Source organism: Sinorhizobium numidicum, assembly GCF_029892045.1.
GTDB lineage: Bacteria > Pseudomonadota > Alphaproteobacteria > Rhizobiales > Rhizobiaceae > Sinorhizobium > Sinorhizobium numidicum.
In genome coordinates this window covers 3,205,813-3,231,259 of sequence record NZ_CP120368.1, presented here as the reverse complement: position 1 = coordinate 3,231,259, position 25,447 = coordinate 3,205,813, and the positions used below count along the sequence as shown (strand labels likewise).

Here is a 25,447-nt window from a genome sequence, read left to right as displayed (position 1 = left end):
GAACGATCTAGCGCCGCAATGCGAGCCCCACGCCGACGCGCGCCGTGTCGCTCGAAGGGCCGCGATCCCTGTTCGTACGCTCGTAACTGACGTCTCCCGTCAAGGCGAGATAGCGGTTCATGTCCCAGGTCAGGCCGGCGCCGGTGCGCCAGGTGGTTTCGTCGGAGGAGGTGGCATCCGACGGGAAATTGCGCAGCGTCACGCTGTTCGACAGCCTGGCAAGCAGCGCCGAGCGCAACTCATGCGTGACGATGCTGGTCAGCGCGTAGTCGATTGAACCCGCGTCACCCGGCGTCGTCGACGGATTGAGATAGCTGAGCACGCCGAAAAGCACGTCCGTCCCTCGCTGCGGGGACCAGTTGACGCGTCCGTCGATCGAAAGGCCGCGCAGGTCGCCGAGGCGGCTGTCGTCGAAATGGTAGGTTTCATACCCGAGCGCGATTTCGCCGTTGAGCTTCTCGCCGAAATCGACCTCCACGCCGCCGCGCCCCGCATAGCTCTGATAGGAACGCTCGAAACCGAGCGTGTCCCGGCGCAGGTCATAGACGGATTTGCCGACCGAGGTTTCGAGGAAGGGGATCAGCGCAGGCGAAATTTCATAGCCGATACGAGCGTCGAGGGTGCCGAGATTGCGGTTGCGATCCTCGACGGAAAGCGTCGTGCCGTCGTCGAGTTCAACATCACCGTAAGTCCGGCGCTCGAAATCTACGCCCACAGATCCGCGAATGAGGCCGAAATCGCGTTCGACCGCCGCACCGAGGCGGTAGGTATTGACGCCGGATTGGGTCTCGGCATTGGCGATGGCGTTCGGGTCGTTGGCATCCTCCCGCTCGAAACTGTAACCCGCCCTCAGCCTGGCAATCGTTTCGTCGCTGAGGTCGAGGCGCAGCTCCGCATCGATGTCGGCGCGCGGTTCTTCCTCGCCCACGCCGGATACGTTGTTCTGCAGGACGCCTTCCCCGGTGACGCTCAGCTGGTGGCGCGACCAGTCCGAAGTGAGCGACCCTTTAAGGCCGGTCTCGACGAAGCTCCGGCTTTCGCTGCGGTCGCCGGTCTTTTGCCGTTCGTGGTTGAAGGTTTCGCTGAGGGCCGGCTTCAGGACGAAGGTGCCGATGCGAATACCGGGCGCCTGACCGTCATCGGGATCGGCGCGCGTGCGAAGGCCATCGATGGTCTCCTCGCGCCGGTTCAGACGGTTGAAATCCTCGTCGAGCGCTGGAGTGAGATCCGCGCCGACGACGGCTCCGGTCGTCTGCGGATCAGGGATCGCCGCGGCATTCCCCGCTTGACCCGCCGTCCCGACCACCGAGGCGTTTGCGATCGGCAGGTTGCCGAGGTTTTGCGCGCCCGCCGGGGTAAAAGCGAGAACGGCGCAGCCGGCCAACAGCCACGCCGGTATCTTCGGGCGCAACGTGCCCGGCGTGATCGAGCGTGAAATATTGGGCACCATCGGCCGTCTGTCCGCGAACCTGATTGCAATCGTTTCGCAACAGTAAAGGCGCATGGTTAATCAATGGTTTCCGAGAGCGGAACGAGGAACTGCGCGGGGTTTTCCGCCCGCTTCCCCCTCCTGCAATCGATCACGATGATTTCGAGCTGATCACGACCCTCAGGCAGGCTCGACGGTCAGATGGCGACCGCTGCTCGCGACGATGCGAACGCGTGTCCCGACGGGAAGATCGGGGCCTTCGACCGACCAGGTCGTGTCGTCCAGACGCACGCGCCCGCGACCCTCCGCGATCGGCTGCTCGAGCACGGCCGTACGGCCGACGAGGCTTTCGCCACGCCTGTTGAGCAGCGGTTCGTCACTCGCTTTGGAAGAGGAGATGAAGCGCCGGCCGATCAGGACCGCAACGACCGAAAACAGGGCGAAGACGACGAGTTGCACCTGCCAGGCCCAGAATGCAGCATCCCAAAGGATGAGCGACAGAGCGCCCGTGGCGAGCGCCGCAAGCGCGATCCACACCAGAAAGACACCCGGCATGACCACTTCCGCCGCCAGCAGAACGAGGCCGAGTACCCACCAGCTCCAGGGACCGAGTTCGAGGGCGATGCGCGCGATCATGGCTCGATCCTCAAGGCGTTTCCGAAGAATTGGGCGACGGTCCGGTCCGGGGCGTCGACTGACGCTGGCGCGGAGAGGCCGGTGTCTGGCTATCGCCGAAAACCTCCCTGGCGATGGCGCCGATGCCGCCGAGCGAGCCGATCAGCGATGAAGCTTCCATCGGCATCAGGACGATCTTCTGATTGTTCGCTGTGCCGATCGAGGCGAGCGCCTCGGTGTATTTCTGCGCGACGAAATAGTTGATCGCCTGCACGTCGCCGGCGGCGATCGCCTCCGAAACCATCTTCGTTGCCTTGGCCTCCGCTTCCGCCAGGCGCTCGCGCGCTTCCGCCTCGCGGTAGGCGGCCTCGCGCTGGCCTTCCGCCTGAAGAATGGCGGATTGCTTCGCGCCCTCGGCACGCAGGATCTGAGCGTTTCTGGCGCCTTCGGCTTCAAGCACCTGGGCGCGCTTTTCGCGCTCGGCCTTCATCTGCCGCGCCATGGCGTCGACCAGGTCCTTCGGCGGAGCGATGTCCTTGATCTCGACACGAGTGATCTTGATGCCCCAGGGACTGGCGGCCTCGTCCACGACGTGTAGCAACCGATCGTTGATCGTGTCGCGGTTCGACAGAAGCTCGTCGAGATCCATCGAGCCCATGACCGAGCGGATATTCGTCATCGTCAGATTGAGCAGCGCATTTTGGAGATTGGAGACCTGGTAGGCGGCCTGTGCTGCGTTCAGTACCTGGTAAAAGGCCACCGCGTCCGCCGCCACGCTGGCATTGTCCTTGGTGATGACCTCCTGGGTCGGGACGTCGAGCACCTGCTCCATCACGTTCATTTTGGCGCCGATGCGATCGACGACGGGGAAGATGAAGTTCAAACCCGGTTCAATGGTCTTTACGTATCGACCGAACCGCTCGACGGTGTATTGATAGCCCTGCGGGACCGTCTTGACCCCTGTGATAATTACGAAAAGTACAAAAACGACGAGCGCAATGACCGCGTAATCCAAGCCGACCAAGGATCATCCTCCCTCTCTGCAACTCCAGGGTTGGAGCGCTGCCCAGGATATCACGTTGCGATTCGCGGGAATATTTCAAGCACAGCTGAAACGGGCGGCGCCGATTAGCGTGCAAAAAGCCGCATGGCCCTTCTCATGCCGCTCTACAGCCAGCCCTCGAGTTCCCGGTGCACGACGTGGTTGAGCACCGCCATGCCCTCGGCGCTGTCGTTGAGGCATGGGATATGCGCAAATTTCTCGCCGCCGTTGTGGAGGAAGCTTTCGGCAGCCTGGCCGGCGATTTCCTCGAGCGTCTCCAGACAGTCGGAGACGAAACCGGGATTGATGACGGCAATGCGCTTGACGCCGTTCTTGGCGAGCCTCTCGACCGTTGCGTCGGTATAGGGCTGCAGCCATTCCTCCGGACCGAAGCGGGACTGGAAGGTGACCTGCAGCTTCTCTTCCGGCCAGCCGAGCTTCTCGCGCAGCAGGCGCGCGGTCTTCTGGCACTGACAGTAGTAAGGGTCACCCTTCTCAAAATAGCTCTTCGGAATGCCGTGGAAGGAGGCAAGGACGACTTCAGGCTCCCAATCCAAGCTCGAGAGATGGCTGCCGATCGAGGTGGCGAGTGCGTCGATATAGACCGGATCGTCGTGGTAGGGCGGCACGGTCCGCAGTGCCGGCTGCCACCGCATCTTCAACAGCGCCTCGAACGCCTTGTCGTTGACGGTCGCCGTCGTCGCGGCCGCATATTGCGGATAGAGCGGGAAAACGAGGATGCGCTCGCATCCGGCCTTCTGCAGTGCCTCCAGGCGCGAGGCGATCGAAGGTTGGCCATAGCGCATAGCCCAGTCCACGACCACCTGCGGCTGATCGGTAAAGCTCTCGGCCATCAGAGCCGCCTGATTGCGCGTGTAGGTGCGCAACCAGCTCTCGTTCAACTCCTTGTTCCAGATAAGCTCGTAGGCCTTGCCGACCTTGCGCGGACGCGTATTGAGCACGATGCCGTAGAGGATCGGGTACCAGAAAAGACGCGACCACTCGATGACGCGCTTGTCGCTTAAGAATTCCTTGAGGTAGCGGCGCATGGAGGTGGGATCCGTGCCGTCCGGCGTTCCGAGATTCACCAGCAGCACGCCTATTTTGCCGTATTTCACGGCAGGATGTTCGGTGGTCGGTTCGGCCTGTGCGGTCGTCATCTCGGTCCTCATGGGCACTTTATGTCTTTGTTTTATGCATGTCATCGTCCCAAAACCGCTGCACATTTTTGGGCGACATGCATTACCGCGCCGCGCGTCTTTTCGGACGCACTAAGGTCGCGGTAACGCTTTGAATTGCTGCGTGGTTTTATCCTTAAATCGGTTCCGATTTAAGGAACCATGCAGTAGCTATCGCTGCGCCGACAGTTTCAAATCCTTCTAAAAAGAAAAACCGGCGCGGGAAAGCCCGCGCCGGTGTCGAAGCCGAGGCAAATTGTCTTACTTGGCCGGAATCTCGAGCTCGCGCCCGATCTCGAGCATCCGTGGCGCCGGCTCGCCATTCGCTGCGGATATTTTCTTCCACTGCATACCGTCGCCATAGAAGGATTCGGCCAGATCCCAGAGCGTATCGCCCCTGGCGATGACATGTTTCTGCGGACCGGCGGCAGCAGCAGCCGTTTCGGCCGGCGGCTGGGGGGCGGGAGCGGGGGCAGCAGCACCGCTTTCGGCTGGTGCTTGCGTCGCCGGTTCAGCCGCCGTCGTTCCTGCCGCAGCGGCAACTTCCATGATGCGGCCATCGGTATAGGGTTTGAACGGCTGATGCGCAGCGAGATACTCGGCGAGCACCGTCTCAAGGCCCGGACCGTAGTCGTAGGCGTTCTCGCCCTTGGTCTTGAAGACGGCATAGCCGTCGCCGCCGCCCCGCATGAAGTTGTTGCTGACGAGCGAATAGGTCTTTTCCGGATCAAGCGCCGCAAAGACGTCGGCTTCCTTCACCTCGACAGAAACGACCCGACTGCCGGCCGGCTTCGAGCGATCGAACGCATATTTCAGGCCGGCCACCTGCGGGAAACGCCCGCCGCCCTCCTCGACCTTGCTGAGGCCATTCTCCAGGGCTGCCCGGATATCGGCGCCCTTCAGCTGAAACGTCGCGAGCGTGTTCTGGAAGGGGAGCACGGTGATCACTTCCCCCATCGTGACGTCGCCGGCGTCGATTGAAGCGCGCAGGCCACCGCCGTTGGCGATGGCGATCGTCACGCCCTGGTCCTTGACGCGATCGAGCATGGCGTCCGCCACGAGACTGCCCATCTCGCATTCCTTCGCGCGGCAATTTTCGCGCGATCCGTCGATCGGGGCTTCGGTCTTGGCGATGACCTTCGTCTTCAGCTCTTCGATCGGTTTGGAAAGTTCCTTGATGCGCGCGAGAACCGCCTCGTCCGGCTTCACCGAGGAATCAACGAGGATCGGGTCGCCCTTGGCGGCCTTGACCACGCCGCCGTCGTCGAAGGTAACAACGAGATCGCCGAGATACTTGCTGTAGGAGGCAGCCTGCACCACGGGTACCTTGTAGCCGCCGGGATTGTCGACCATGGTCGGGTAGGGGCCTTCGGCCTTTTCGTCGGTATTCGAAAGCAGGCTGTGCGAATGGCCACCGACCACGACATCGACGTCCGGAATCTTTGCAATGGCGGCAAGATCACGTGGATAGCCCACATGGGTAAGAGCGATGATCTTGTCGACGCCCTGCTTCTTGATCTCCTCCACCGCGCTGGTGATCGTCGCGACGTCCTCGCCGATCAGAATATCCGGTCCCGGCGAAGCGAGTTCGGGTGTGTCGTTAGCGACAGCCCCGACGATCCCGATCTTCTCGCCGCCGACATCAAGCACGATCGACGGCTTGATCCGGTCGCCGATCTTCGACTTGTGGCTTGGCAGCACATTGGCGGTGACGACCGGGAAGGTGACCTTGTCGAGGAAGCTGGCAAGCCCATCCTCGCTTTCGTCGAATTCGTGGTTGCCGACTGTCATCGCGTCAAACTTCATCAGGTTCAGGAATTCCGCTTCAGCGTCACCCTTGTAGGTTGTGAAGAAGAGTGAGCCCTGGAAATTATCGCCGGCATTCAGGAGAAGCATATTCTTGCCAGTCAGTTCCTGGCGCTTCTGGTCGATCAGCGTCTTCAGGCGAGCGACACCGCCGAAGCACTCGTTCTTGCCTTCCTCCTCGGCCGAGCAGGTCGACTCGAACTTGTTGATCGATTCGATGCGCGAGTGAAGATCGTTGATGTGCAGGATGTTCAATTCATAATCGGCGAGGGCGGCGCCCGATGAGAGGGCGAGGATGGACGCGGTCAGAAGGCCGGTCCGCATGTGTCTGATCATGATGCTCTCCTGTCTTGCCTGTTGTCTGCCGGCCGTTTCCAAACTCTTGAATAAGGCCCTCTTCGACCGAGGCGATTTTCCCACGCCGGATGTTTTCACCAGTTCGTGCCGACTTCAAGCGCTAAACGCACACCTTCTTTGCCGGATTCGAAGTAGGGTTAAGCCGGCTCAGAAACAACAAAAGCCCGTTGCGGGGGCTTCTGTGAGGGGGTGCTGCGGCATGGTTCCTCAAATCGGAACCGATTTGAGGAATTATACAGCAATTCAAAGCGTTGCAGCGATCTTCGTGCGTCTGAAAAGACGCACGGCACTGTAATCTCAGCCGCGGCGCGCCAGCGAGAATTGTGCCCCGGCATCCGTTGTGCAATTGAGCTGATTGGTCGTCACCAGCGCGCAGTTGACCTTGGACTGGGTGTTGCGCACCAGCGACGTCATGCTGATTTCAACCAGCGTCGGGCTGAGATTCACGTAATTGCCGGAAGCGAGAAGCTGATTGGTATCAGTGGTGCGCGTCGAGAACGTACCGCCTGCGAAGGTGGAGACGATGCCATTCGGATCGACCCATGCGCCCTCGACACCCGTTGCCCGGCCTGATGGAACTTCGCGGATTTCTCTCGGCGAGGACTGGCAGGACGCCAATGCCGTGGCAGTTGCCAGGAGGGTAAGAATGGCGAAGGTCTTCATCGGCGTTTTCTCCCGCGTCACGAGTTGGAGCGGGATGCGAACGCAAAACCGCTGCACACTTTCCTCATCCCGCTCTAATGCATAATTCCGTAAATCGGAACCGATTTAAGATAAATAACGAGGCAACCCAAAGTGCCACAACGCCCTTTGCGCGCCTGAACAGCGTTTGACGCGATAGGCGTGGCCTGGTTCATTCGCCGAACATGCCGCGATCAGGAGTTGAAAGCAAGACCGGGTGCGATAGCTCGCGCCCGATACGCCTCTTGAAAAAAGCCCGGAGCAGCTGCTCCGGGCTCGGTTCTAGCGGACGAGGATGTTCCTGAACTGCCAGGGATCCCTGGTATCGATATCCTCCGGGAACAGGCCGGGACGGCCGTCGAGTGGCGTCCAGTCGGTATAGTGGCCTTCGACCGGACCGAGATAGGGGAGCTGCACTTCGAGGCAACGCTTGTAGTCCATCTCGTCGGCCTCGACGATGCCGGCGTTCGGGTTCTCAAGCGCCCAGACCATCCCAGCGAGAACGGCGCTCGTCACCTGCAGGCCGGTGGCGTTCTGATAGGGCGCGATGCGGCGGGTCTCTTCCAGCGAAAGGCGCGAGCCGTACCAGTAGGCGTTCTTGTCGTGGCCGTAGAGCAGCACGCCGAGCTCGTCGATGCCATCCACGAGTTCGTGCTCGTCCAGAACATGCAGTTCCGGCTGCGCCTTGCCGCTGTTGCCGAACATTTCGTGCAGCGACAGAACGGCGTCGTTCGCCGGATGATAGGCGTAATGGCAGGTTGGGCGATAGACGGCATCGCCGCTCTTGTCGCGGACGGTGAAGAAGTCGGCGATCGAGATCGATTCGTTGTGGGTGACGAGGAAGCCGTATTGCGGGCCGGGCGTCGGGCACCAGGTGCGAACACGGGTGTTGGCGCCCGGCTGTTCCAGGTAGATCGCCGCTCTGCAGCCCTTCTTGTGTTTCTTTGCGTTCTTCGGCATCCAGTCTTCGTGGGTGCCCCAGCCGAGTTCGGCCGGCTGCAGGCCCTCCGAAATGAAGCCTTCGACCGACCAGGTGTTCCAGAACACGTTAAGCGGTTTCGGGTGCTTTGCGCGCTGGGTGTCGCGTTCGGCGATATGGATGCCCTTGACGCCGGCCTTCTTCATCAGCTTTGCCCAGCCTTCGCGATCGTCCTGATGCGGCTCCTCGTATTTGAGACCGAGGTCGTCGGCGAGGTTGAGCAGCGCCTTCTTGACGAACCAGGAGACCATGCCCGGGTTGGCGCCGCAGGTCGAAACAGCGGTGGTGCCGCCAGGGTTCTTTTCCTTCTCCCGGCGGACCGTCTCGCGCAGGGCGTAATTGGTGCGCTCGGAGGTATCGGCCTCGGTGTTGAAATAGAAACCGAGCCAAGGCTCGACCACCGTGTCGATGTAGAGCACGTCGAGCTTGCGGCAGAGCTTCATGAGATCGAGCGACGATGTATCGACCGAGAGATTGACGCAGAAGCCCTGGCCGCCGCCTTCCGTCAACAGCGGCTTCAGCAGTTCCTTGTAGTTGTCGTTCGTCACGTGGGCGCGGACATGGCGCACGCCGTGGCGCGCGAAAATCTCGGTGTCCCTGGCATCCTCACGAGGTTCCACCACGATCAACCGGTCCTTGTCGTACTTGAAGTGGCGTTCGATCAGCGGCAATGTGCCGTGGCCTATCGAACCGAAACCGATCATGACGATCGGACCGGTGATCTCGCCGTAAACCGGGTAGGTGGTGTCTGCCATTTTTGTCTTTCTCCTGAGAAAACGTCCCTAGGCGGTGGTTGAATAGCGCGCAAAAGCGAGCCTCGAATTCTTCGTGAGGCCTGCTGCATGACTCCTTAAGTCGGGATCGATCAAGGACAAAATCGTGCACCAACAATTTAAAGTGCTACAGCGACCTTTGCGCGTCTGAATAGACGCGCGGCGCTGTAGAGCATAGATTCCTGTCACAATAAAGAGCTGGCGGGTCAACCGTGATTTGAGACTTTGCTTAACCGGCGATCGCCAGCAAAGCCGCGACGAGGGCTTCCCGCTTGCTGACGAGGCCCTTGTAGGCTGCTTGCGGCGTCGTCAGTTCCCGCAACTGGTTGACGAAGGAGCGGGCGAGCGTCGCTGCGTCCGGTCGCTTCCTCAGTACTGCGAGCGGATCGGAATAGATGCGGATGGTGAAAACGATCGCACCCGTCTCTGGCATTTTGCGAAGTGTCTGCCGTTCGATGCGGACGAAGGTGCCGTCTTCGGAAAGCGCGACTGCTTCGGCGCCGATGCCCTCCGACTTCGACTTCGGCAGATGCAGCGCGCCGTCGACATTGATCGCCCAGTTGAAACGCTCGACGAAGCGGCCGGGCGGCAGGTTGTCGAACATGCGGGTGATCAGTTCCGCGTTGCGGCTGCCCTCTTCGAAACCAGGCACGGGCGCATGGATCTCGTGCATCGGCCGGCCGAATTTTTCGGCGAGCGACCAGGATGACGGGAAGGCGACATAGGCCGCGGTAAGGCGCCAATCGCCATCCTTGCGCTCCATGATCGCCAAGTCGTCCTGGACCAGCGATCCGGCCGCCAGCAGTGGAGCGTCGCGGTCAAGAGCCACCCGGCGCCCGTTGACGATCATCGCAGCATCCTCGCGCCGGTAGATCCCGGGATAGCGGCGAGGAAGGTATTCCGTCAGCGCGCCGAGGAGTTCCCGCTGGGCGGCATCCGTCCCGGCCTGCGCCATGAAGATACTCTCGCGGCTCGCTTGCATGAGCCTCGCCTTCTCCGACAGATAGAAGTCCAATGCGTCGTCGTCCGGCTCTATCCAGCGGTCGGGCTCGAGCTGCACGAGCCCGATCGTGAAAGGCTTCGACGAGCCGTCATAAGGCGTGTGCTTCATGCGCGATGATTATCTCTGCGGCTTAACCAATCCCTTGCGTTTCGCATGCTATGTGGCTTGCCACAAGCGTTTCGTGCTATAGCTTTACTTAGGCCATCCGCTTCGCGCTTTGATTGATATTGCTGTCCGAACTGGAGCAGACGACCGTGACCGGTGAATACGTCAAGGCCCTGATGGGCCTGCAGTCCAGAACGCCCGTGCTGATCGCGCTCTACGATCAGCATGACCGGCTGCGCTTCGCCAATGCGGCATTTCGTTCCGCCTATCATGTCGGCGTCGATGAGGCACCGACCTGGGCGGACATCGTGCGTCGCAACCACGCGGCCGGCACTGGGGCGGTCATTGGGACCAGCGACGTCGAGGGGTGGATCGTCTCCGCGCTCGAGCGTCGCGGCAGCGCGCCGTCTCGTACGACGGAAGCCGATCTGTACGACGGGCGCTCGCTGTTGGTTACAGAGACTGTCGACGAGAAGGGCTGGCGGCTCTCTATCGCGGTCGACGTCACCAGCATGCGCGAGGAGGAACGAAAGCACCGGCGGGACCGGGATTTCGCCATACGCGATTCGCAGGTCGAAGAGCTGATCAGTGTGCCCGACCGCCGACAGACACTGGGAAAGCTTGCCGAATTCATCCAGAACTGCGCTGAGAACCCGCAGATGTGGGGCTGCGTGGCGATCATCGACATCGACTACTTCAGGGCGATCAATGATCGATATGGTCCCCAGCGCAGCGACGAGGTGCTACTCGACTTCGCCCGCCAGATGCAAGGTTTTGTACGTCGCACCGACTGCTTCGGCCGAATCGGTGGCGAGGAATTCATGCTGATCCTGCCCGACACGACCGTCAGTGAGGCTAATCTCATTCTCGATCGCCTCCTGGATAAGGTGCGCAGCGCGAGACCGCTGTCGAACATTCCCGAGTTCTACTACACCTGCTCGGTGGGGCTTGCGGAATACCGGGAGGGCGACAAGGTCAGCGACATCTATTCGCGTGCGGGCGAAGCGCTCCACCTCGCCAAGCGCGAGGGGCGTGACCGAGTAAGGCGCTATACTCTTCCCGGCTCAGACCACGAGTTGCGCCCGGATCAGACCTCTTAGCGAATTGCCGACATAGAGGCCGCCTTCCATGAGGTCGGCAGGCGACAGCCGCGCCACCCGCGCCCGCCGCTGGCAGATGAGTTCGGTGCGGAGCACGCCGGCAAGCAGGCCGCAGGAAATCGGCGGCGTCTTCAGCGCGCCGCTTCCGTCGTCGAGGAAGACCGAGGTTATCGTCCCTTCACAGACCTCGCCCTTCTCATTCAGCAGGACCACCTCATCGGCTTCTGCCAGGGAAAACTCCTGCCGCGCTGCCTCGTAGACGCCGCGTCGGGTCGTCTTCATGCGAAGAAGACGATCGGCCGAGTCGATCCGCGTGGCAGCGATCCGCACGCGCCAGAGGGCGTCGCCAGGCAGCGGCGTGAAAGGCGCTGTCGTGACGGCGATGGTGCCGTCACGATCAAGTGTGAGGCGAATGCGAAGCGGACCCTCGGCATTGCGAACCGCTTCTTGCAGCCTGATTTCTGCCGCCGCCGCTCCGGCAAAGCCAAGGCGTCTGGCGGAGCGCGTCAATCGAGCGATATGCAGTCCGAGCCGGACGAAGTCGGCCTCTGGCTCATAGCGCAGCGTCTCTATCAGGGAAAAATCGGTCATCGCGCGATCTCGACGTCGCCAACGGCAAAACGGGCCTTCAGCAGGCATTCATCGTATTCGGCCTCGGCTTTGGAATCGAAGACGATGCCGCCGCCGACATTGAAGACGGCGCGGCCATGCTGGAACAGCGAGATGGTGCGGATCGCCACGCTGAAGCGCATGACGCCGTTCGGCGCGATGAAGCCGATGGCCCCGCAATAGGCATCGCGCGGTCCGGATTCCAACGCGTGCAGGATTTCCATCGCCCGCATTTTCGGCGCGCCGGTAACGGATCCGCAGGGGAAGAGGGCGGCGAAAATCTCGGCGATGCCGATATTTGGCAAAAGCTTCGCCCGCACGTGACTTACCATCTGATGAACCGTCGGATAGGTCTCGATGTCGAAGAGCTTTGGCACGTGCAGTGTGCCGACGGCGGTGACGCGGGAAATGTCGTTGCGCAGCAGGTCGACGATCATCCGGTTTTCGGCCTGGGTCTTTTCGTCGTCGCGCATCGCAGCGATGATCGCCGCGTCCTCTTCGGCCGTCGCGCCGCGCCGCGCGGTTCCCTTCATCGGATGAGTCTCGATCCAGCCGTCCGCGTCGACGCGGAAGAACAGTTCGGGCGAACGCGAAAGGATGATAGGGCCGTCGAGCGCCACCAGCGCGCCGTATTTCACCGGCTGGCGTTCGATCAGCGACCAGAAGGCGGCACGCGGGTCACCCGACCAGCGCGCGTGAATGGGCATCGTCAGGTTTGCCTGGTAGCAGTCGCCCCGGCGCAGGTGCTGGTGCAGCCTGTCAAAGCGCTGAAGGTAGGCGGGAAAGTCCCACTCGGCACGGGGCTCGGAAAGGAAGGGCTCGTTTTCGAGGCGCCTTTGCGGTTCGGCAAGCGGATGGTTTTCCGTCGGCGCGTCGAAGATGCCGAAGGACATCAGCGGCGTCTCCCGGTTTTCCTCTGCAAAGAGGCTAAGCTTCTCCTCGAAAAGGTGACCCGCCTCGTAGGCCATGTAGCCGGCGATCCACTTGCCGGCGCGATGAGCGCCTTCAAGTGTCGCAAGGCCGCGATGGAACTCGGCGCGGGTGCGTGCCGTGACGACGCGCGAAGGTTCGGCGAAGACCGTCGTGCGGTTCTCGCTGTCGTCCCGGAAGAGGACATAGGGCGCGTGTTCGATCATCGAGGCCGTCGTCGTCTGTTCTCAATATCGGGCCGTGAGGGACGGGGGCGTCCCTCACGGCTCAGCCTTATCAAGCGCCTCCAGCTCGTCGATCAGCCCTTCAATCATCGACAGGCCCTGTGCCCAGAACGACGGATCGGTTGCATCGAGACCGAAGGGAGCCAGGAGCTCCGAATGGTGCTTGGTTCCGCCGGCCTTGAGCAACTCGAAATACTTCTCCTGGAAGCCCTTCTCGGCGTTTTGGTAGACGGCGTAGAGCGAATTCACCAGGCAATCGCCGAAGGCATAGGCATAGACGTAGAAGGGAGAGTGGATGAAGTGGGGGATGTACGCCCAGTAGGTCTCATAGCCGTCCGAAATTCGGATGGCCGGCCCGAGGCTTTCGTTCTGCACCGAAAGCCATATTTCGCCGAGATCATCCGCCGTCAGTTCGCCATCCTTGCGAGCGGTGTGAACCTTGCGTTCGAATTCGTAGAAGGCGATCTGGCGGACAACCGTGTTGATCATGTCCTCGACCTTTTGGGCGAGCATGGCCTTACGCTCGCGCTTGTCCTTGGTCTGGTTGAGGAGCGCCCGGAAGGTCAGCATCTCGCCGAAGACGGAGGCGGTCTCGGCAAGTGTCAGGGGCGTCGAAGCCATCAGCGCGCCTTGCGCGCCGGCGAGCACCTGGTGCACGCCGTGCCCGAGTTCGTGGGCAAGGGTCATCACGTCACGCGGCTTGCCCATATAGTTGACGAGCACATAGGGGTGGGCGGAGGGAACCGTCGGGTGGGCGAAGGCACCGGGTGCCTTGCCGGGGCGAACCGGCGCATCGATCCAGTGGTTGTCGAAGAAACGCCGGGCGATCGCCGCCATCTCTGGATCGAAGGCGTGGTAGGCCGAAAGTACGGTGTCCTTCGCCGCCTCCCAGGGAATGAGCGCGTTTGGCGTCTCCGGTAACGGCGCGTTGCGGTCCCAGAACTGCATCTGCTCCATACCGAGCCACTTGGCCTTCATCGCATAGTAGCGGTGCGAGAGGCGCGGATAGGCGGCCTTCACGGCCGCCGCCAATGCGTCCACGACCTCCCGCTCGACACGGTTGGCGAGATGGCGGCTGTCGGCAATGTCCTCGAAGCCGCGCCAGCGGTCGGAGATTTCCTTGTCCTTGGCAAGCGTGTTGGTGATCAGCGTGAAGGTGCGGATGTTCGCCTTGAAGGTTGCGGCGAGCGCCATCGCGGCCTTCTTGCGGACCTCGGCGGAAGGATCCTGCAGAAGGTTCAAGGTTACTTCGAGCGGCTGCGCCTCGCCGTCGACGGAGAAGGTGAGGGAGGCGATCGTCTCGTCGAACAGCCGGTTGAAGGCGCTGGGGCCGGTCATCGATTTTTCGAGGAAAAGCTGCTCCAGCCTGTCGTCCAGTTGATAGGGCTTGTCCTTCCGCAGATCGAGAATCCAGGGCTTGTAGTGGGCCGCCAGCCTGTCCCTTTCAAGCGCCGCATCGATGACCTCGTCCTCGATGCGATTAAGCTCGAGCGAGAAGAAAAGCAGATGCGCCGACATGTCGGTAAGCTTCGACTGCACGTCGCCATAAAGCTTGCCGTTGGCGGGATTGGATGTATCGGAGAAATAAGTCAGCCCTGCAAAGGAAGCGATGCGGCCCATCAGGTCTTCGAGCGCCTCGAACTCCTTTACCGCCGCGCCGATGCCTGCGTCTCCAGTCTTGCCGGCGGCCTCCCTGAGCTTGCCCTTCCATTTGCTTTCGAAGGCGGTCGCATCAGTTTCGGCCTTTGCCATGTCGGTGCGAAATTCGTCAGAGGTCGAGGAAGCGTAGAGATCCTCAAGTCGCCAGGACGGTAGATTGCCAAGATCGGCCTGCGCGCCGGTCCCCTGTCCGGCCTGCGCGCATACTGAGTTTCGGCCGAGGCCGGCGAAGAAGGGCGTAGCGGAATTCATCGTCGGTTTTCTTTCGTTCGTGGCCACTGCATGGCTCCTTAAATCAGAGCCGATTTAGGATGAACCATGCAGCGATTCAAAGTGCTACAGGAAATCTTTGAGCGTCTGAAGAGACGCACGGCGCCGTAGTGCAGGCAAGCGATATGGGCCTCATTGCTATCGTCGGCAATGGATAAAATGCAAGCATTTCTCAAAACACGATGTTCAACCCTTTATGGCACGAATAGCTGGCATGATTTGGCACATGAGGCTGGCCAAAGAGTACCGCGTGTCCAGAGCAGGAGGCTTTCGTGACATCCCATATCCTTGTCATCGATGACGATCCGGTGCAGCGCCGATTGCTGACGAACATGATCGAACGGCTCGGCCATGTTGCCCATCTCTCCGATAACGGGCGCAGTGGTCTGGAACTGCTGGAGCGCAAGGGCGGCATCATCAATGTCATTCTGCTCGACCTGCTGATGCCGGAGATGAACGGCCACGGCTTTCTCGAAGCGCTTGCCGAACGTGGCGTCGATATGCCGGTCATCGTGCAGACCGGCCAGGGCGGCATCGAGACCGTCGTGCAGGCGATGCAGGCCGGGGCCTTCGACTTTCTCGTCAAACCGGTTTCCCCGGAGCGCTTGTCGATCGCAATTGGCAATGCGCTGAAGATGGCGAGCCGCGACGGTAAGGTGAAGACCTCGCGGCGCCCGCGCGGGGGAGCCGTGGGTTTCGACGATGTCGTTTCGGCGAGCCCGGCGATGATCCGTGTGCTCGATCTCGCCCGCCGCGCTGCTCAATCGAACATCCCGATCGTGCTCGAGGGCGAATCGGGCGTTGGCAAGGAGATGGTCGCCCGCGCGATTCAATCGGCAAGCGAGCGTGCGAACAAGCCGTTCGTGACCGTCAATTGCGGTGCCATTCCCCATAACCTTGTCGAAAGCATCCTCTTCGGCCACGAGAAGGGCGCTTTCACCGGGGCGACCGAGAAGCACAGCGGCAAATTCGCCGATGCGGATGGCGGAACGCTCTTCCTCGACGAAATCGGCGATCTGCCGGTCGAGGTGCAGGTCAAGCTGCTGCGCGCCGTGCAACAAGGCGAAATCGAAACCATCGGGGCGCGCCAGCCGCGCAAGGTGAACGTACGGCTGATCTCGGCCACCAACAAGGATCTGATCAACGAAGTGCGCGAAGGCCGCTTCCGCGAAGATCTTTACTACCGACTGAATGTCTTCCCGATCACCATCCCAGCACTGCGCCGGCGCAAGGAAGACATCCCCGTTCTGGTGCGCGCCTTCGTCGAGCGCTTCGCCGCCGAGCAGAGACTCAACCATCCCCTGGCGGTTTCGAGCGGCGCGATGGCGCTGCTGACCGCCTATGACTGGCCGGGCAATATCAGGCAGCTCGAGAATGCGATCTTTCGTGCCGTCGTACTGGCAGAAGGCAGCGACCTCACGGTCAAGGATTTTCCGCAGGTCGCGACGCAGATACCGGGCTATGTGGTCGCTGACCGGACTGGTTTCTCCTGGGGCGAAGCGGGACCGGAGCGTCGCCCGTCGGCAATCGAACGGATTGGCGGTCCCCAGACCGATCTCGGCGCGGCCGGGCAAGCCGCTCTCCACGAGCAGGTGCCGGACGGCCGGTTGGAGAATGCCATTGCCAGTGTCGACGAAGGCGGCGAGGTCAGGAAGCTCGCGGAGGTCGAGGAGGAACTGATTCGCTTTGCCCTGAAATTCTATCGCGGCCAGATGAGTCAAGTGGCGCGCAAACTCGGTATCGGCCGCTCGACACTCTATCGCAAGCTCAAGGATTACGGCATAGATCCCGATAATCCGTTGCGTGAGGCGGCGTAAATTCGACGCATTCACAACTCATTAGCCGTGCAATTCGGTCGTCGCCGTTTAGACCTTGTTAGTGAACTGTTCACTATATTATAAGGGGCGGTGACGACTGTGGCATATTTGCCATGCTGTCACCTTATTTGACAGTCATCTGAGACAACAAAGCACGGTTGTCCGTCGGACGGGGATTGAATGCCAAATTTGTTCGGTTTGAAGGAGCCTATTGGTTCCTTAACGCGCAGACTCTGCTCCGTGATTGCGCGCAAGGCGCCGCAGGTTCTTGCCTCCGTTGCTCTGGCTGCCTCCCTCGTCACGCCTGGCATGGCCCCCCCGGTTGAGGCCGCCGGCCAGACGCGGACGCTGAAGCTCTATTTCATCCATACCAAGGAAAAGGCGCAGATCACCTTCAAACGGAACGGCCGCTACGACGCCAAGGGTCTGCAGCAGGTCAACCGCTTGTTACGGGACTGGCGGCGAAACGAGCCGACCAAGATGGACCCGCGCCTCCTCGATCTCATCTGGGAAGTATATCAGAAGAGTGGCTCGCGCGATTACATCCACGTCGTTTCGGCTTATCGCTCGCCGGCCACCAACGGGATGTTGCGCTCGCGCTCCAAGGGCGTCGCCAAGAAGAGCCAGCACATGCTCGGCAAGGCGATGGACTTCTATCTTCCGGACGTGAGGCTCAAGACGCTCAGGGAAATCGGCATGAAATTCCAGGTCGGCGGCGTCGGCTACTATCCGACCTCCGGCTCGCCTTTCGTCCATATGGACGTCGGCGGGGTGCGCGCCTGGCCGCGCATGACGCGCAATGAGCTTGCGCGCCTTTTCCCCGACGGCAAGACGATGCACATTCCAGCTGACGGCAAGCCGCTGCCGGGCTTCCAGCAGGCCGTCGCCGATTACAAGCGGCGCGTCGGCGCATCGGCGATCGAGGTCGCCGGCGGCGGCACCAAGGGACCGGGCGATACCGACGGCAAGCGCCGCGGCAATCTCTTCGCCATGCTGTTTGGCGGTGGCGGGGACGAGGACGAAGAACCGACGGCAATTGCCGCCGGCGGGTCCGACGACGGCGAGGGAGCACCGGCCAAGGTTCAGACCGCATCGGCCTCGGCAGACCAGGAGGCGCTTCCGGGTGTCGCTGGTTCGGTTGCGGCCGGTCCTGCCGAAGAACAGCAGAATATCAATGCGCCTGTTCCAGCGGTGCGCCCGGCCTTCAAGGAAGCACCGACCGATGGCGGGGTAGCTGTCGCGCTGGTCGCTCCGACAAAGAACAGTGCTCAGGATGCCTTGGCAGCAGCTATGCCGCAGACGCCGGCCCAGACTCCGGCAGTGTCGGCGGAATATGCGGATCTCAGCGCGCTCAAGGTGCCCGTCCCGCAAATGCTCGACCGGCGTGACATGAATGCGCTGATCGCTAACGAGACGCTTGTGGCAGCCGCAGACGGCCAGGCATCGGAACTCGGCTTCGTGCCGGTGCCGGGGATGCGCCCGGCTGGAGAGGCAGCACTTGCCGCCGTTGCCGATGCCAACGTAGCGGTTCCGGCCTTTGCGGAGCGTCCGGTTCTGGCGTCTGCCGATGCGCCAAGCGAGGTCGCCGCAGAGGCCAGGGCCCGCGTTGCGCTTGCCGCACCGACGAGCGAGCCCGAGACGACGGTACCGCCCATCCAGATGGCTGCCTATGCGCCGCAGACCGGCCGCAACTCCCGCGCGGCGATTTTTGACAGCGCCTTCGATACGCAGGCGGAAGCGCCGACGAAGGGCGGCCGTCCGAAGAAGCAGGATGCCGACGCGGCAAGCCGGTCGTCTGTCCGTACGGAGCCGAAGCTGACGAAGAAGATCATTTCTGAATGGGCTCTCTCGACCGGTCGCGTTGCCACGTTGTCGAAGCCGGTCAAAGCGCCGCGATTCGTCAGCAAATCGCTCCGGGTTGCGCCGACCACCGTCTATGCGGCTGGCTTCACCAGCGGCGCTCGTACGGTCGACACGGCGCGCTTCAGCGGCACTGCCGTGAACTTCATGGAAGTGAAGAAGTTCAGCACCAACTAAGCTTCATTTACTCTGGAAACGAAAAAGCCCGCCGGTCCGCCGGCGGGCTTTTTGCTGAAGTCGGTGAGAGACCGGCTATGCGGCATCCTCGGCCTCGGCGGCGGGAATCATGCCCAGCGCCTGCAGATAAGTATCGAGGATCGCTTCCTGCTCCATGCGCTCATCCTGGTCCTGCTTGCGGATGGAAATGACCTTGCGCAGGATCTTCGCGTCGAAACCCATGGACTTCGCTTCGCCATAGACATCCTTGATGTCGTCAGCGATGGTCTTCTTTTCTTCCTCCAGCCGCTCGATCCGTTCAATGAAAGCGCGAAGCTGGTCGCGTGCGACGCCGTGAGCATCCGACATGATCTTCTCCTTACTATGGGGAATGAATTTCTTGGGTGCTGTGACCTGCCGCGAACCGCAGCCGAGGTCAAGGGCGATTGCGCAACAACCGCGGTATTTTCCCGAAGCCACTCCTGCAGCGGGGCGTGCCTGTCCCAGACGCGCAAACGTCGCAGCAGCACTATACGTTGCTGTCTCTTTTGCCTTTAATCGATGCCGGCCCAAGAAACATGTGACAGTGTCCGCTGCCCCGACCAAAAGTCACAACCCGGGCGGTAAGTTAAACAGGAAGGCGAGGACCCAGTTGGCTCTCGTTCATTCCTTCGGCCGGTTGCGCTCGAAGGCCGCCTGCTGCTCGACGGAGGCGTCCTGCTGATATCGCGCCCGCCATTCGTCATAGGGCATGCCGTAGACGAGCTCGCGCGATTGTTCCTTGGTCATCTCTACGCCAGCAGCTTCGGCGGCCTCCCGGTACCAGTTCGACAGGCAGTTGCGACAGAAGCCGGCGAGATTCATCAGATCGATATTCTGGACATCGCTGCGCTCCCGCAGATGTTCGATCAACCGACGAAAGGCGGCCGCCTCGAAAGCGGTGCGTTGATTTTGGCTGAGTTCCGTCATCGGAGGTCATCTCCTTTTTCGTCAGCCTTCATAAGCGCCTGTGCGGGAAGGATGACGGTGATACACATGAAGCTCCGGTAAGGCGTTGAGCTCGGCGAAGATCGGCGCAAGGCGGCGCGCCCAGGCGTCGACACCGGCCGCATCGGCAATCAGGTCCTGCCGCACCTCTATCAGCGCATGGGGGATGCCGGGGGTCATGCAGTGCCGATACATGGTATCGCCACGCAACGCTCCGTCATAGGGCTCATTGTTCCCGACGATGATATCGCCGGCTGCCTCGAGGCGCTCGATTAATGGAAAAACCGCGCGCGAATCGTTGTCCCAGAGAACCGCCGCATGCCATGGCCGGACGATGCTCTTCCAGGCCGGCGTGAAGGAATGCAGCGAAATCACCAGTGGCGCTCTCTCGCCCGCGGTCGCCGTTTGAGCGATGGTCTGCGAAACGGCCCGGTGATAGGGGCGATGGAAACGGTTCAGCCGATTCTCCCATTCCTCTTGTGTGATCGGGTGGTTGCCCGGAATGATCGCGCCGTCCGAGATCTTCATGATCAGCGTCGGGTCGTCCTCGCCGCGATTGGGATCGATCAGCAGACGCGAGAAGCAGCCAAGCACGGCCGGCGCGTCAAGCGCTCCCGCCAATCGCCGGACCAACGGTTCGACGCCGATATCGTATGCGATGTGACGCGCAAAGGCGGTTTCGGGGAGACCAAGCCGGCCATATTCCGGCGGGAGCCCGTTCATGGCGTGATCCGCAAGAAGCACGAGACCGTTCGCCGGATTGCCCTTGATGATCTCGTAAGGGGAATAATGCTGCATTCCGCTCCTGCTCGCTTCCGACCTCCGTTCCTGATCGCATGCAAAGGGTCCGCTCGCAAGAAAAAGGCGAAAGTCTCGCGCCTTCGGTCACAGGAATGACGAATATAATCGATTAGAGTTACGTTGACTTTCGGGGCTGGCCGTCGCAAGAAAGTGCCACACAAATCAAAACGGAGTTCCGTCGGAAGCCGTGTCTAGATATCCTTTTTCCAAAGCGAAGCCGGGGTCGACGACGTTGGGGGCTATCCTCCTGTTTTCCTTGGCGGTATCCGGTTCGTTCCTTTTTGCCGGCGATGCCCGCGCCGATTTTCGCGTTTGCAACGGGACGCAAAATCTGGTCGGCGTGGCGATCGGCTATCGGGCCAAGGAAGGTTGGATCACGGAGGGCTGGTGGCAGGTACCGGCAACGACCTGCGCCACGCTGATCGAGGGCGAGCTTCAATCCCGCTACTATTATCTCTACGCGGAAGACGCGGCCCGGGGCGGCCGCTGGACGGGCGACGTCAACATGTGCGTCGCCGAAAACGAATTCAAGATCACCGGCGTGCAGGACTGCTTCGCACGCGGCTTCCAGCGCATGGGGTTCAAAGAATATGACACGGGGCGGCAGGGCAGCTGGATGGTTCAGCTTTCCGACACGCCCGGCACGCAGGAAAGCCAGAATTAATGAAGCGGAACAGAAAAGTTAAAATCCTCGCCACACTCGGGCCAGCATCGTCCGACGAGCAGATGATCCAGAAGCTGCACGAGTCGGGCGCCGATCTGTTCCGTATCAACATGAGCCATGCGAGCCACGACGTGATGCGCTCGTTGATCGAGAAGATCCGCAGCGTTGAGGCGCGCTGCGGCCGGCCGATCGGCATCCTCGCCGACCTGCAGGGGCCGAAGCTGCGCGTCGGCAAGTTTGCGGAAGGCAAGGTCGAGCTCAAGATCGGCCAGACCTTCACCCTCGACAATAGGGATATCCCCGGCGACACGAGCCGCGTCTATCTTCCGCATCCGGAAATTCTCGAGGCCGTGAAGCCCGGCGACCGGCTGCTTATCGATGACGGCAAGCTGCATCTCCGCGCCGAGAAGACCAACGGCAAGAGCATCGTTACGACCGTCGTTTCCGGCACGAAGATTTCGGACCGCAAGGGCGTGAGCCTGCCCGACACCTTGCTCGGCGTCGGCGCGCTGACTGAGAAGGACCGCATCGATCTCGACGCCGTACTGGCAACAGGAGAGGTCGACTGGGTGGCGCTGTCCTTCATTCAGCGGCCGGAGGATCTCGCCGAAGTCCGCAAGATCGCTCGCGGCCGCGTTGGCATCATGTCGAAGATCGAAAAGCCGCAGGCGATCGAGCGCATTGACGAGATCATCGAGCTCTCGGATGCGCTGATGGTGGCGCGCGGCGATCTTGGCGTCGAGATGCCGCTCGAATCCGTTCCCGGCCTCCAGAAGCAACTGACGCGCGCCTGTCGGCGGGCCGGCAAGCCGGTCGTCGTCGCGACCCAGATGCTCGAATCAATGATTTCATCGCCGGTTCCGACCCGCGCCGAGGTTTCCGATGTGGCGACGGCCGTGTTCGAGGGTGCCGACGCGGTCATGCTCTCGGCCGAATCCGCGTCCGGCGAATACCCGATCGAAGCGGTTTCGACCATGACTTCGATCGCCAGCAGCGTCGAACGCGATCCGCATTATCCGGGCATCATCTACGCCCAGCGCACGCCGCCGGAGGCAACCGGCGCCGATGCCATCTCGCTCGCTGCCCACCAGATCGCTGAGACGCTGAAGCTCGCCGCGATTGTCACCTATACGTCGTCCGGCGCGACCGGCCTGCGTGCCGCGCGCGAGCGCCCGCAGGTGCCGGTGATTGCGCTGTCGCCGATCGTCCAGACCGCGCGCCGCCTTTCCGTCGTCTGGGGGCTGCATTGCGTCGTCACCGAGGACGCGACCGATCTCGACGACATGGTCAACCGGGCCTGCCGGATCGTCGCGGCAGAGGGCTTCGGCAAGCCGGGAGACCGCATCATCATCTCGGCCGGCGTGCCGCTCGGAACACCCGGCGCCACCAACATGCTGCGCATCGCCTATATCGGTTCGGACGGGCTGACGGGCGTCTGAGCCGCGCTCACCGGTTTGGGCCTAAGCTCCCGCTGCGTTCGATCGAGGCGCAAGTCTTATCTGTGCTTGATTTTGCCCCGCAGGTGCGGGCGGTTGCCCTTCACCCAAGCCCTCTCCCTGCAGGCGGGGAGAGGATTTTTCCGAGGTCGGCGCTTGCCGCGCGTGTCCTACTCTGCATTTCACGGGCGGAATGTGGCCGGCAGGCCGGATGAGCGGCGTGTCGCTACAGTGCCGCGCGTTTTTTCAAGCTCACAATGTCGCTGATGCTTAAATCGGCTCAGATATAGGTAAATATGCACTACAGCGCCGCGCGTCTTATCCGGCGCGCAAAGGACGCTGTAGCGCCTTGAATTGCTGCATGTTTTTTTCTTAAATTGCCTCCGATTTAAGGACACATGCACTAGGTCATGGGCTTCAAGTCCGGCTGCCGGCAAGCTTTTCGGCGAGTTCGCCGAGCTGTTCCTGTGCCTTTCGGTCCGACGGGTAGATATCGAGGAATTGCTGCCAGGCGCGCATCGCGAGCTCGTCCTTGCCGGCAGCCGTGAGCATGGCGGCCATACCGGCGAGGGCGCCGAAATGCCGCGGCTCGATCGCGAGCACGCGGTTTATGTCGGACATCGACTTGCGATAGTTGCCCATCTGATAGTGCAGCGTGGCGCGGCGGTTCCAGCCTTCGACGTAGTTCGGGGCGAGAACGATGACCTGATCGAGAATGTCGAGCGCGACCGGATGCTTGTCGTCGGCAATCGCCTTGTTCGCCCATTGCATCAGAAGGTTCACGGTGGCACTGCCGGAATCCTGCCATTCGAGCCGGATTCGGTCGGCCACTTCCCGAGCCTTTTCCTCGTCGCGTTCCTTCTTCAGCTCCGCGAAGAAACCGTCAAGACGTTGTTTTGGTGTCGTGACGCTTGCCGTCTCCGTCTGGGGAGAGGGCTCGGCTGCCAGGAGCGGATCGCCCGGCCTTTCGGAAAGGGCAAACACCGCGGAGCATGTCAGAATCAAGATCACAAAAAAGCGCATGGCGGACATCGTAGCCCGCCATGAAACAAGATCAAATCAAATATGGGGGATCACCGAAGAGATCCGCCGATCCGGCTGGCGGCAAGCGCCGCCGCAGAGCCTCAGCCCTGACGTGCCTTGAAGCGCGGGTTCTGCTTGTTGATGATGTAGACACGGCCCTTGCGACGAACCAGGCGGTTTTCGCGATGACGGGTCTTCAGCGACTTGAGCGAATTCTTGATCTTCATTTTCCTGATCCGCAGGTTTCGGGGAACGAAAATTCGCCCGGTAATTCCAACAATCAAAAGCGCGCCATTCAGCGCGCTCCTTAAGTAGGCAGGCACATACCGTGTCCCCCCAATCGTGTCAACCGCAAGGGAAGGGATTTTGCTGCCGAGCCCCACAATGCTGTGGCTTTCCGGTTCAGATCAGGCCGGTTCAGATCAGGCGGGTGAAATGGCCCATCTTGCGGCCGGCGCGCGCTTCCGTCTTACCGTAAAGGTGAACGAGCACGTTGCGCTCGGCAAGCAAGGCCGGAACATCATCGATTTCGTCGCCGACGAGATTCTGCATCATGCAGTCCGAATGCCGTGAAGGGTCGCCAAGCGGCAGGCCGGCGATGGCGCGGATATGCTGCTCGAATTGCGATACGACGCAGGCGGCTTCAGTCCAGTGTCCGGAATTGTGAACGCGCGGGGCGATCTCGTTGGCGACCAGGCTGCCGTCGGCCAGGACAAAAAATTCGACTCCGATCACGCCGACATAGCCGAGCGCGCCGAGTATCGCCGTCGCCGCGGCCCGCGCGGCATCGGCTGTCGACGAGCCCACCGATGCCGGCACGGTGGAGATGTGGAGAATGCCGTTTCGGTGCACGTTTTCCCCCGGATCGAAACAGGCGGTGCTGCCATCGGACGCGCGCGCGGCGATGATCGAGATCTCCCGCTCGAAAGGCACGAAGCTTTCCAGAATGAGCGGGACCTGGCCGAGCGCGATGAAGGCGCCGGAAGGATCGTCCTCGGCTGAGCGAAACACGCGTTGGCCCTTGCCGTCATAGCCGAGGCGCCGGGTCTTCAAAACTCCCATCCCGCCGAAATCGGCAAATGCCGCTTCGAGGTCGGCCTGACTGTCGACGGCATGGAAGCGCGCCGTCGCAATGCCGCAGTCATTGATGAACCGCTTCTCGACGAGCCGGTCCTGCGCGACTTCAAGCGCCTTTGGCGGCGGATATACCGGGCGCGACGCGGCCAGTCTGACGGCCGCTGAAACGGGGACGTTTTCGAACTCGTAGGTGATGAGGTCCGAGACCGTGGCGAGCTCGTCGAGTGCGCGCTGGTCGTCATAGGCCGCGACGATCTGAGCGTTCGCGACCTGGGCGGCGGGACAATCCGGCTGCGGTTCAAGAATGACGGTGCGGAAATTCAGCCGGGCAGCCGCCATGGCCAGCATGCGGCCGAGCTGGCCGCCGCCGATGATGCCGATGGTTTTCATGCTTCATCCACAGGATATTCGGCGACCGAGACGGTCTGCTGTTCACGCCAGTCGTCGAGGCGGTCGGCGAGATCCTCATCGCTGAGAGCGAGAACGGCGGCGGCGAGCAGGGCGGCATTCACCGCCCCCGCCTTGCCGATCGCGAGCGTACCAACCGGAATGCCTGCCGGCATCTGGACGATCGAGAGCAGGCTGTCCTGGCCCGAAAGAGCCTTCGACTGCACCGGAACGCCGAAGACCGGCAGCGGCGTCATCGCGGCGCACATGCCCGGAAGATGCGCCGCACCGCCGGCGCCGGCGATAATCACCTTGAAGCCTTCGTCGCGGGCACCTTTGGCGAAGCTGGCCAAACGATCCGGCGTGCGATGGGCGGAAACGATGCGGGCCTCATAAGCGATGTCGAGTGCCTCGAGCGTATCGGCCGCATTCTTCATCGTTTCCCAGTCCGACTGGCTTCCCATGATGATGGCGACGGG

22 protein-coding genes and 1 pseudogene are annotated in these 25,447 nt (G+C 61.6%); 5 read left to right on the top strand and 18 right to left on the bottom strand.

Annotated features, from left to right (window positions below; genetic code table 11):
* Nucleotides 1-7: 7 nt before the first annotated feature.
* From PYH37_RS26825 to PYH37_RS26790, 8 genes are all read right to left on the bottom strand, one after another.
* Nucleotides 8-1,450 carry an outer membrane beta-barrel protein gene (locus PYH37_RS26825; protein WP_280734498.1) on the bottom strand — a complete coding sequence of 481 codons (1,443 nt, stop codon included), beginning with the start codon at nucleotides 1,448-1,450 and terminating at the stop codon, nucleotides 8-10.
* A gap of 159 nt (nucleotides 1,451-1,609) precedes the next feature.
* Entirely contained in the window at nucleotides 1,610-2,065 is a 456-nt protein-coding gene (locus PYH37_RS26820) for an NfeD family protein (RefSeq protein ID WP_280734497.1), read from the bottom strand.
* A 10-nt stretch (nucleotides 2,066-2,075) separates the two neighbouring features.
* The gene (locus PYH37_RS26815; protein ID WP_280734496.1) at nucleotides 2,076-3,068 is read right to left on the bottom strand and encodes an SPFH domain-containing protein; all 993 of its coding nucleotides are present in this window, start codon (nucleotides 3,066-3,068) and stop codon (nucleotides 2,076-2,078) included.
* A 143-nt stretch (nucleotides 3,069-3,211) separates the two neighbouring features.
* Nucleotides 3,212-4,246, bottom strand: a complete 1,035-nt coding sequence (gene hemH / locus PYH37_RS26810) for a ferrochelatase (RefSeq protein WP_280734495.1) — start codon at nucleotides 4,244-4,246, stop codon at nucleotides 3,212-3,214.
* Nucleotides 4,247-4,525: 279 nt separating this feature from the next.
* Complete coding sequence (locus tag PYH37_RS26805) at nucleotides 4,526-6,406, bottom strand: 5'-nucleotidase C-terminal domain-containing protein (protein WP_280734494.1); 1,881 nt, start codon at nucleotides 6,404-6,406, stop codon at nucleotides 4,526-4,528.
* A gap of 318 nt (nucleotides 6,407-6,724) precedes the next feature.
* Nucleotides 6,725-7,090, bottom strand: coding sequence for an outer membrane lipoprotein Omp10 (gene omp10, locus PYH37_RS26800; protein ID WP_280734493.1), 366 nt, complete (start codon nucleotides 7,088-7,090; stop codon nucleotides 6,725-6,727).
* A gap of 300 nt (nucleotides 7,091-7,390) precedes the next feature.
* On the bottom strand, nucleotides 7,391-8,842 hold the full coding sequence (locus tag PYH37_RS26795; RefSeq protein ID WP_280734492.1) for a homospermidine synthase: 1,452 nt from the start codon (nucleotides 8,840-8,842) through the stop codon (nucleotides 7,391-7,393).
* 247 nt (nucleotides 8,843-9,089) lie between these two features.
* Nucleotides 9,090-9,971 carry a heme-dependent oxidative N-demethylase family protein gene (locus PYH37_RS26790; RefSeq protein WP_280734491.1) on the bottom strand — a complete coding sequence of 294 codons (882 nt, stop codon included), beginning with the start codon at nucleotides 9,969-9,971 and terminating at the stop codon, nucleotides 9,090-9,092.
* 146 nt (nucleotides 9,972-10,117) lie between these two features.
* On the opposite strand from PYH37_RS26790, the gene PYH37_RS26785 reads away from it, so the two are divergent.
* On the top strand, nucleotides 10,118-11,068 hold the full coding sequence (locus PYH37_RS26785) for a GGDEF domain-containing protein (RefSeq protein ID WP_280734490.1): 951 nt from the start codon (nucleotides 10,118-10,120) through the stop codon (nucleotides 11,066-11,068).
* Here the strand turns inward: PYH37_RS26785 and PYH37_RS26780 are convergent.
* Genes PYH37_RS26780 through PYH37_RS26770 form a run of 3 tightly spaced genes read right to left on the bottom strand, consistent with a single transcriptional unit; the run spans nucleotide 11,033 to nucleotide 14,742 of the window.
* Entirely contained in the window at nucleotides 11,033-11,659 is a 627-nt protein-coding gene (locus PYH37_RS26780) for an aminotransferase class IV family protein (protein ID WP_280734489.1), read from the bottom strand. The genes PYH37_RS26785 and PYH37_RS26780 overlap by 36 nt on opposite strands.
* Nucleotides 11,656-12,813: an aminodeoxychorismate synthase component I gene (locus PYH37_RS26775; protein WP_280734488.1), complete on the bottom strand. Its 1,158-nt coding sequence runs from the start codon at nucleotides 12,811-12,813 to the stop codon at nucleotides 11,656-11,658. Before PYH37_RS26775 ends, PYH37_RS26780 begins: the two co-directional genes overlap by 4 nt.
* 54 nt (nucleotides 12,814-12,867) lie before the next feature.
* Entirely contained in the window at nucleotides 12,868-14,742 is a 1,875-nt protein-coding gene (locus PYH37_RS26770) for a M3 family oligoendopeptidase (RefSeq protein WP_280735974.1), read from the bottom strand.
* A 290-nt stretch (nucleotides 14,743-15,032) separates the two neighbouring features.
* On the opposite strand from PYH37_RS26770, the gene PYH37_RS26765 reads away from it, so the two are divergent.
* Together PYH37_RS26765 and PYH37_RS26760 are read left to right on the top strand one after the other, a co-directional pair.
* The gene (locus PYH37_RS26765; RefSeq protein ID WP_280734487.1) at nucleotides 15,033-16,577 is read left to right on the top strand and encodes a sigma-54-dependent transcriptional regulator; all 1,545 of its coding nucleotides are present in this window, start codon (nucleotides 15,033-15,035) and stop codon (nucleotides 16,575-16,577) included.
* 180 nt (nucleotides 16,578-16,757) lie between these two features.
* Nucleotides 16,758-18,614: a peptidoglycan L,D-endopeptidase MepK gene (locus PYH37_RS26760; protein ID WP_280734486.1), complete on the top strand. Its 1,857-nt coding sequence runs from the start codon at nucleotides 16,758-16,760 to the stop codon at nucleotides 18,612-18,614.
* Between the two features lie 75 nt (nucleotides 18,615-18,689).
* Here the strand turns inward: PYH37_RS26760 and PYH37_RS26755 are convergent, their stop codons facing one another.
* From PYH37_RS26755 to PYH37_RS26745, 3 genes are all read right to left on the bottom strand, one after another.
* Complete coding sequence (locus PYH37_RS26755; protein WP_280734485.1) at nucleotides 18,690-18,962, bottom strand: DUF2312 domain-containing protein; 273 nt, start codon at nucleotides 18,960-18,962, stop codon at nucleotides 18,690-18,692.
* 294 nt (nucleotides 18,963-19,256) lie between these two features.
* On the bottom strand, nucleotides 19,257-19,562 hold the full coding sequence (locus PYH37_RS26750) for a DUF1244 domain-containing protein (RefSeq protein WP_280734484.1): 306 nt from the start codon (nucleotides 19,560-19,562) through the stop codon (nucleotides 19,257-19,259).
* Nucleotides 19,563-19,583: 21 nt separating this feature from the next.
* Nucleotides 19,584-20,378, bottom strand: coding sequence for an N-formylglutamate amidohydrolase (locus PYH37_RS26745; RefSeq protein WP_280734483.1), 795 nt, complete (start codon nucleotides 20,376-20,378; stop codon nucleotides 19,584-19,586).
* A gap of 286 nt (nucleotides 20,379-20,664) precedes the next feature.
* Between PYH37_RS26745 and PYH37_RS26740 the strand changes: the two are divergent.
* Together PYH37_RS26740 and pyk are read left to right on the top strand one after the other, a co-directional pair.
* Nucleotides 20,665-21,045, top strand: a pseudogene (locus PYH37_RS26740) (DUF1036 domain-containing protein); the annotation flags it as partial.
* On the top strand, nucleotides 21,045-22,484 hold the full coding sequence (gene pyk / locus PYH37_RS26735; RefSeq protein WP_280734482.1) for a pyruvate kinase: 1,440 nt from the start codon (nucleotides 21,045-21,047) through the stop codon (nucleotides 22,482-22,484). The pseudogene PYH37_RS26740 and the gene pyk, both read left to right, overlap by 1 nt.
* A 414-nt stretch (nucleotides 22,485-22,898) precedes the next feature.
* Here the strand turns inward: pyk and PYH37_RS26730 are convergent, their stop codons facing one another.
* From PYH37_RS26730 to purE, 4 genes are all read right to left on the bottom strand, one after another.
* A complete protein-coding gene (locus tag PYH37_RS26730; protein ID WP_280734481.1) occupies nucleotides 22,899-23,513 on the bottom strand; it encodes a tetratricopeptide repeat protein in 615 nt (204 codons plus the stop codon).
* 92 nt (nucleotides 23,514-23,605) lie between these two features.
* Nucleotides 23,606-23,731, bottom strand: coding sequence for a type B 50S ribosomal protein L36 (gene ykgO / locus PYH37_RS26725; protein WP_065998194.1), 126 nt, complete (start codon nucleotides 23,729-23,731; stop codon nucleotides 23,606-23,608).
* 190 nt (nucleotides 23,732-23,921) lie between these two features.
* Entirely contained in the window at nucleotides 23,922-24,971 is a 1,050-nt protein-coding gene (locus tag PYH37_RS26720; protein ID WP_280734479.1) for a 5-(carboxyamino)imidazole ribonucleotide synthase, read from the bottom strand.
* Entirely contained in the window at nucleotides 24,968-25,432 is a 465-nt protein-coding gene (gene purE, locus PYH37_RS26715; RefSeq protein WP_280735972.1) for a 5-(carboxyamino)imidazole ribonucleotide mutase, read from the bottom strand. Before purE ends, PYH37_RS26720 begins: the two co-directional genes overlap by 4 nt.
* Between the last annotated feature and the right edge of the window lie 15 nt (nucleotides 25,433-25,447).

Excerpts from the sequence above, each read along its gene's own strand:
- PYH37_RS26760 (WP_280734486.1), top strand. The coding sequence starts at position 16,758 with ATGCCAAATTTGTTCGGTTTGAAGGAGCCTATTGGTTCCTTAACGCGC.
- PYH37_RS26820 (WP_280734497.1), bottom strand. The coding sequence starts at position 2,065 with ATGATCGCGCGCATCGCCCTCGAACTCGGTCCCTGGAGCTGGTGGGTA.
- hemH (WP_280734495.1), bottom strand. The coding sequence starts at position 4,246 with ATGACGACCGCACAGGCCGAACCGACCACCGAACATCCTGCCGTGAAA.
- PYH37_RS26780 (WP_280734489.1), bottom strand. The coding sequence starts at position 11,659 with ATGACCGATTTTTCCCTGATAGAGACGCTGCGCTATGAGCCAGAGGCC.
- omp10 (WP_280734493.1), bottom strand. The coding sequence starts at position 7,090 with ATGAAGACCTTCGCCATTCTTACCCTCCTGGCAACTGCCACGGCATTG.
- PYH37_RS26775 (WP_280734488.1), bottom strand. The coding sequence starts at position 12,813 with ATGATCGAACACGCGCCCTATGTCCTCTTCCGGGACGACAGCGAGAAC.
- PYH37_RS26795 (WP_280734492.1), bottom strand. The coding sequence starts at position 8,842 with ATGGCAGACACCACCTACCCGGTTTACGGCGAGATCACCGGTCCGATC.
- PYH37_RS26790 (WP_280734491.1), bottom strand. The coding sequence starts at position 9,971 with ATGAAGCACACGCCTTATGACGGCTCGTCGAAGCCTTTCACGATCGGG.
- PYH37_RS26750 (WP_280734484.1), bottom strand. The coding sequence starts at position 19,562 with ATGACGGAACTCAGCCAAAATCAACGCACCGCTTTCGAGGCGGCCGCC.
- ykgO (WP_065998194.1), bottom strand. The coding sequence starts at position 23,731 with ATGAAGATCAAGAATTCGCTCAAGTCGCTGAAGACCCGTCATCGCGAA.
- PYH37_RS26825 (WP_280734498.1), bottom strand. The coding sequence starts at position 1,450 with ATGGTGCCCAATATTTCACGCTCGATCACGCCGGGCACGTTGCGCCCG.
- purE (WP_280735972.1), bottom strand. The coding sequence starts at position 25,432 with ATGGGAAGCCAGTCGGACTGGGAAACGATGAAGAATGCGGCCGATACG.
- PYH37_RS26770 (WP_280735974.1), bottom strand. The coding sequence starts at position 14,742 with ATGAATTCCGCTACGCCCTTCTTCGCCGGCCTCGGCCGAAACTCAGTA.
- PYH37_RS26730 (WP_280734481.1), bottom strand. The coding sequence starts at position 23,513 with ATGTCCGCCATGCGCTTTTTTGTGATCTTGATTCTGACATGCTCCGCG.
- PYH37_RS26755 (WP_280734485.1), bottom strand. The coding sequence starts at position 18,962 with ATGTCGGATGCTCACGGCGTCGCACGCGACCAGCTTCGCGCTTTCATT.
- PYH37_RS26805 (WP_280734494.1), bottom strand. The coding sequence starts at position 6,406 with ATGATCAGACACATGCGGACCGGCCTTCTGACCGCGTCCATCCTCGCC.
- PYH37_RS26720 (WP_280734479.1), bottom strand. The coding sequence starts at position 24,971 with ATGAAAACCATCGGCATCATCGGCGGCGGCCAGCTCGGCCGCATGCTG.
- PYH37_RS26745 (WP_280734483.1), bottom strand. The coding sequence starts at position 20,378 with ATGCAGCATTATTCCCCTTACGAGATCATCAAGGGCAATCCGGCGAAC.
- pyk (WP_280734482.1), top strand. The coding sequence starts at position 21,045 with ATGAAGCGGAACAGAAAAGTTAAAATCCTCGCCACACTCGGGCCAGCA.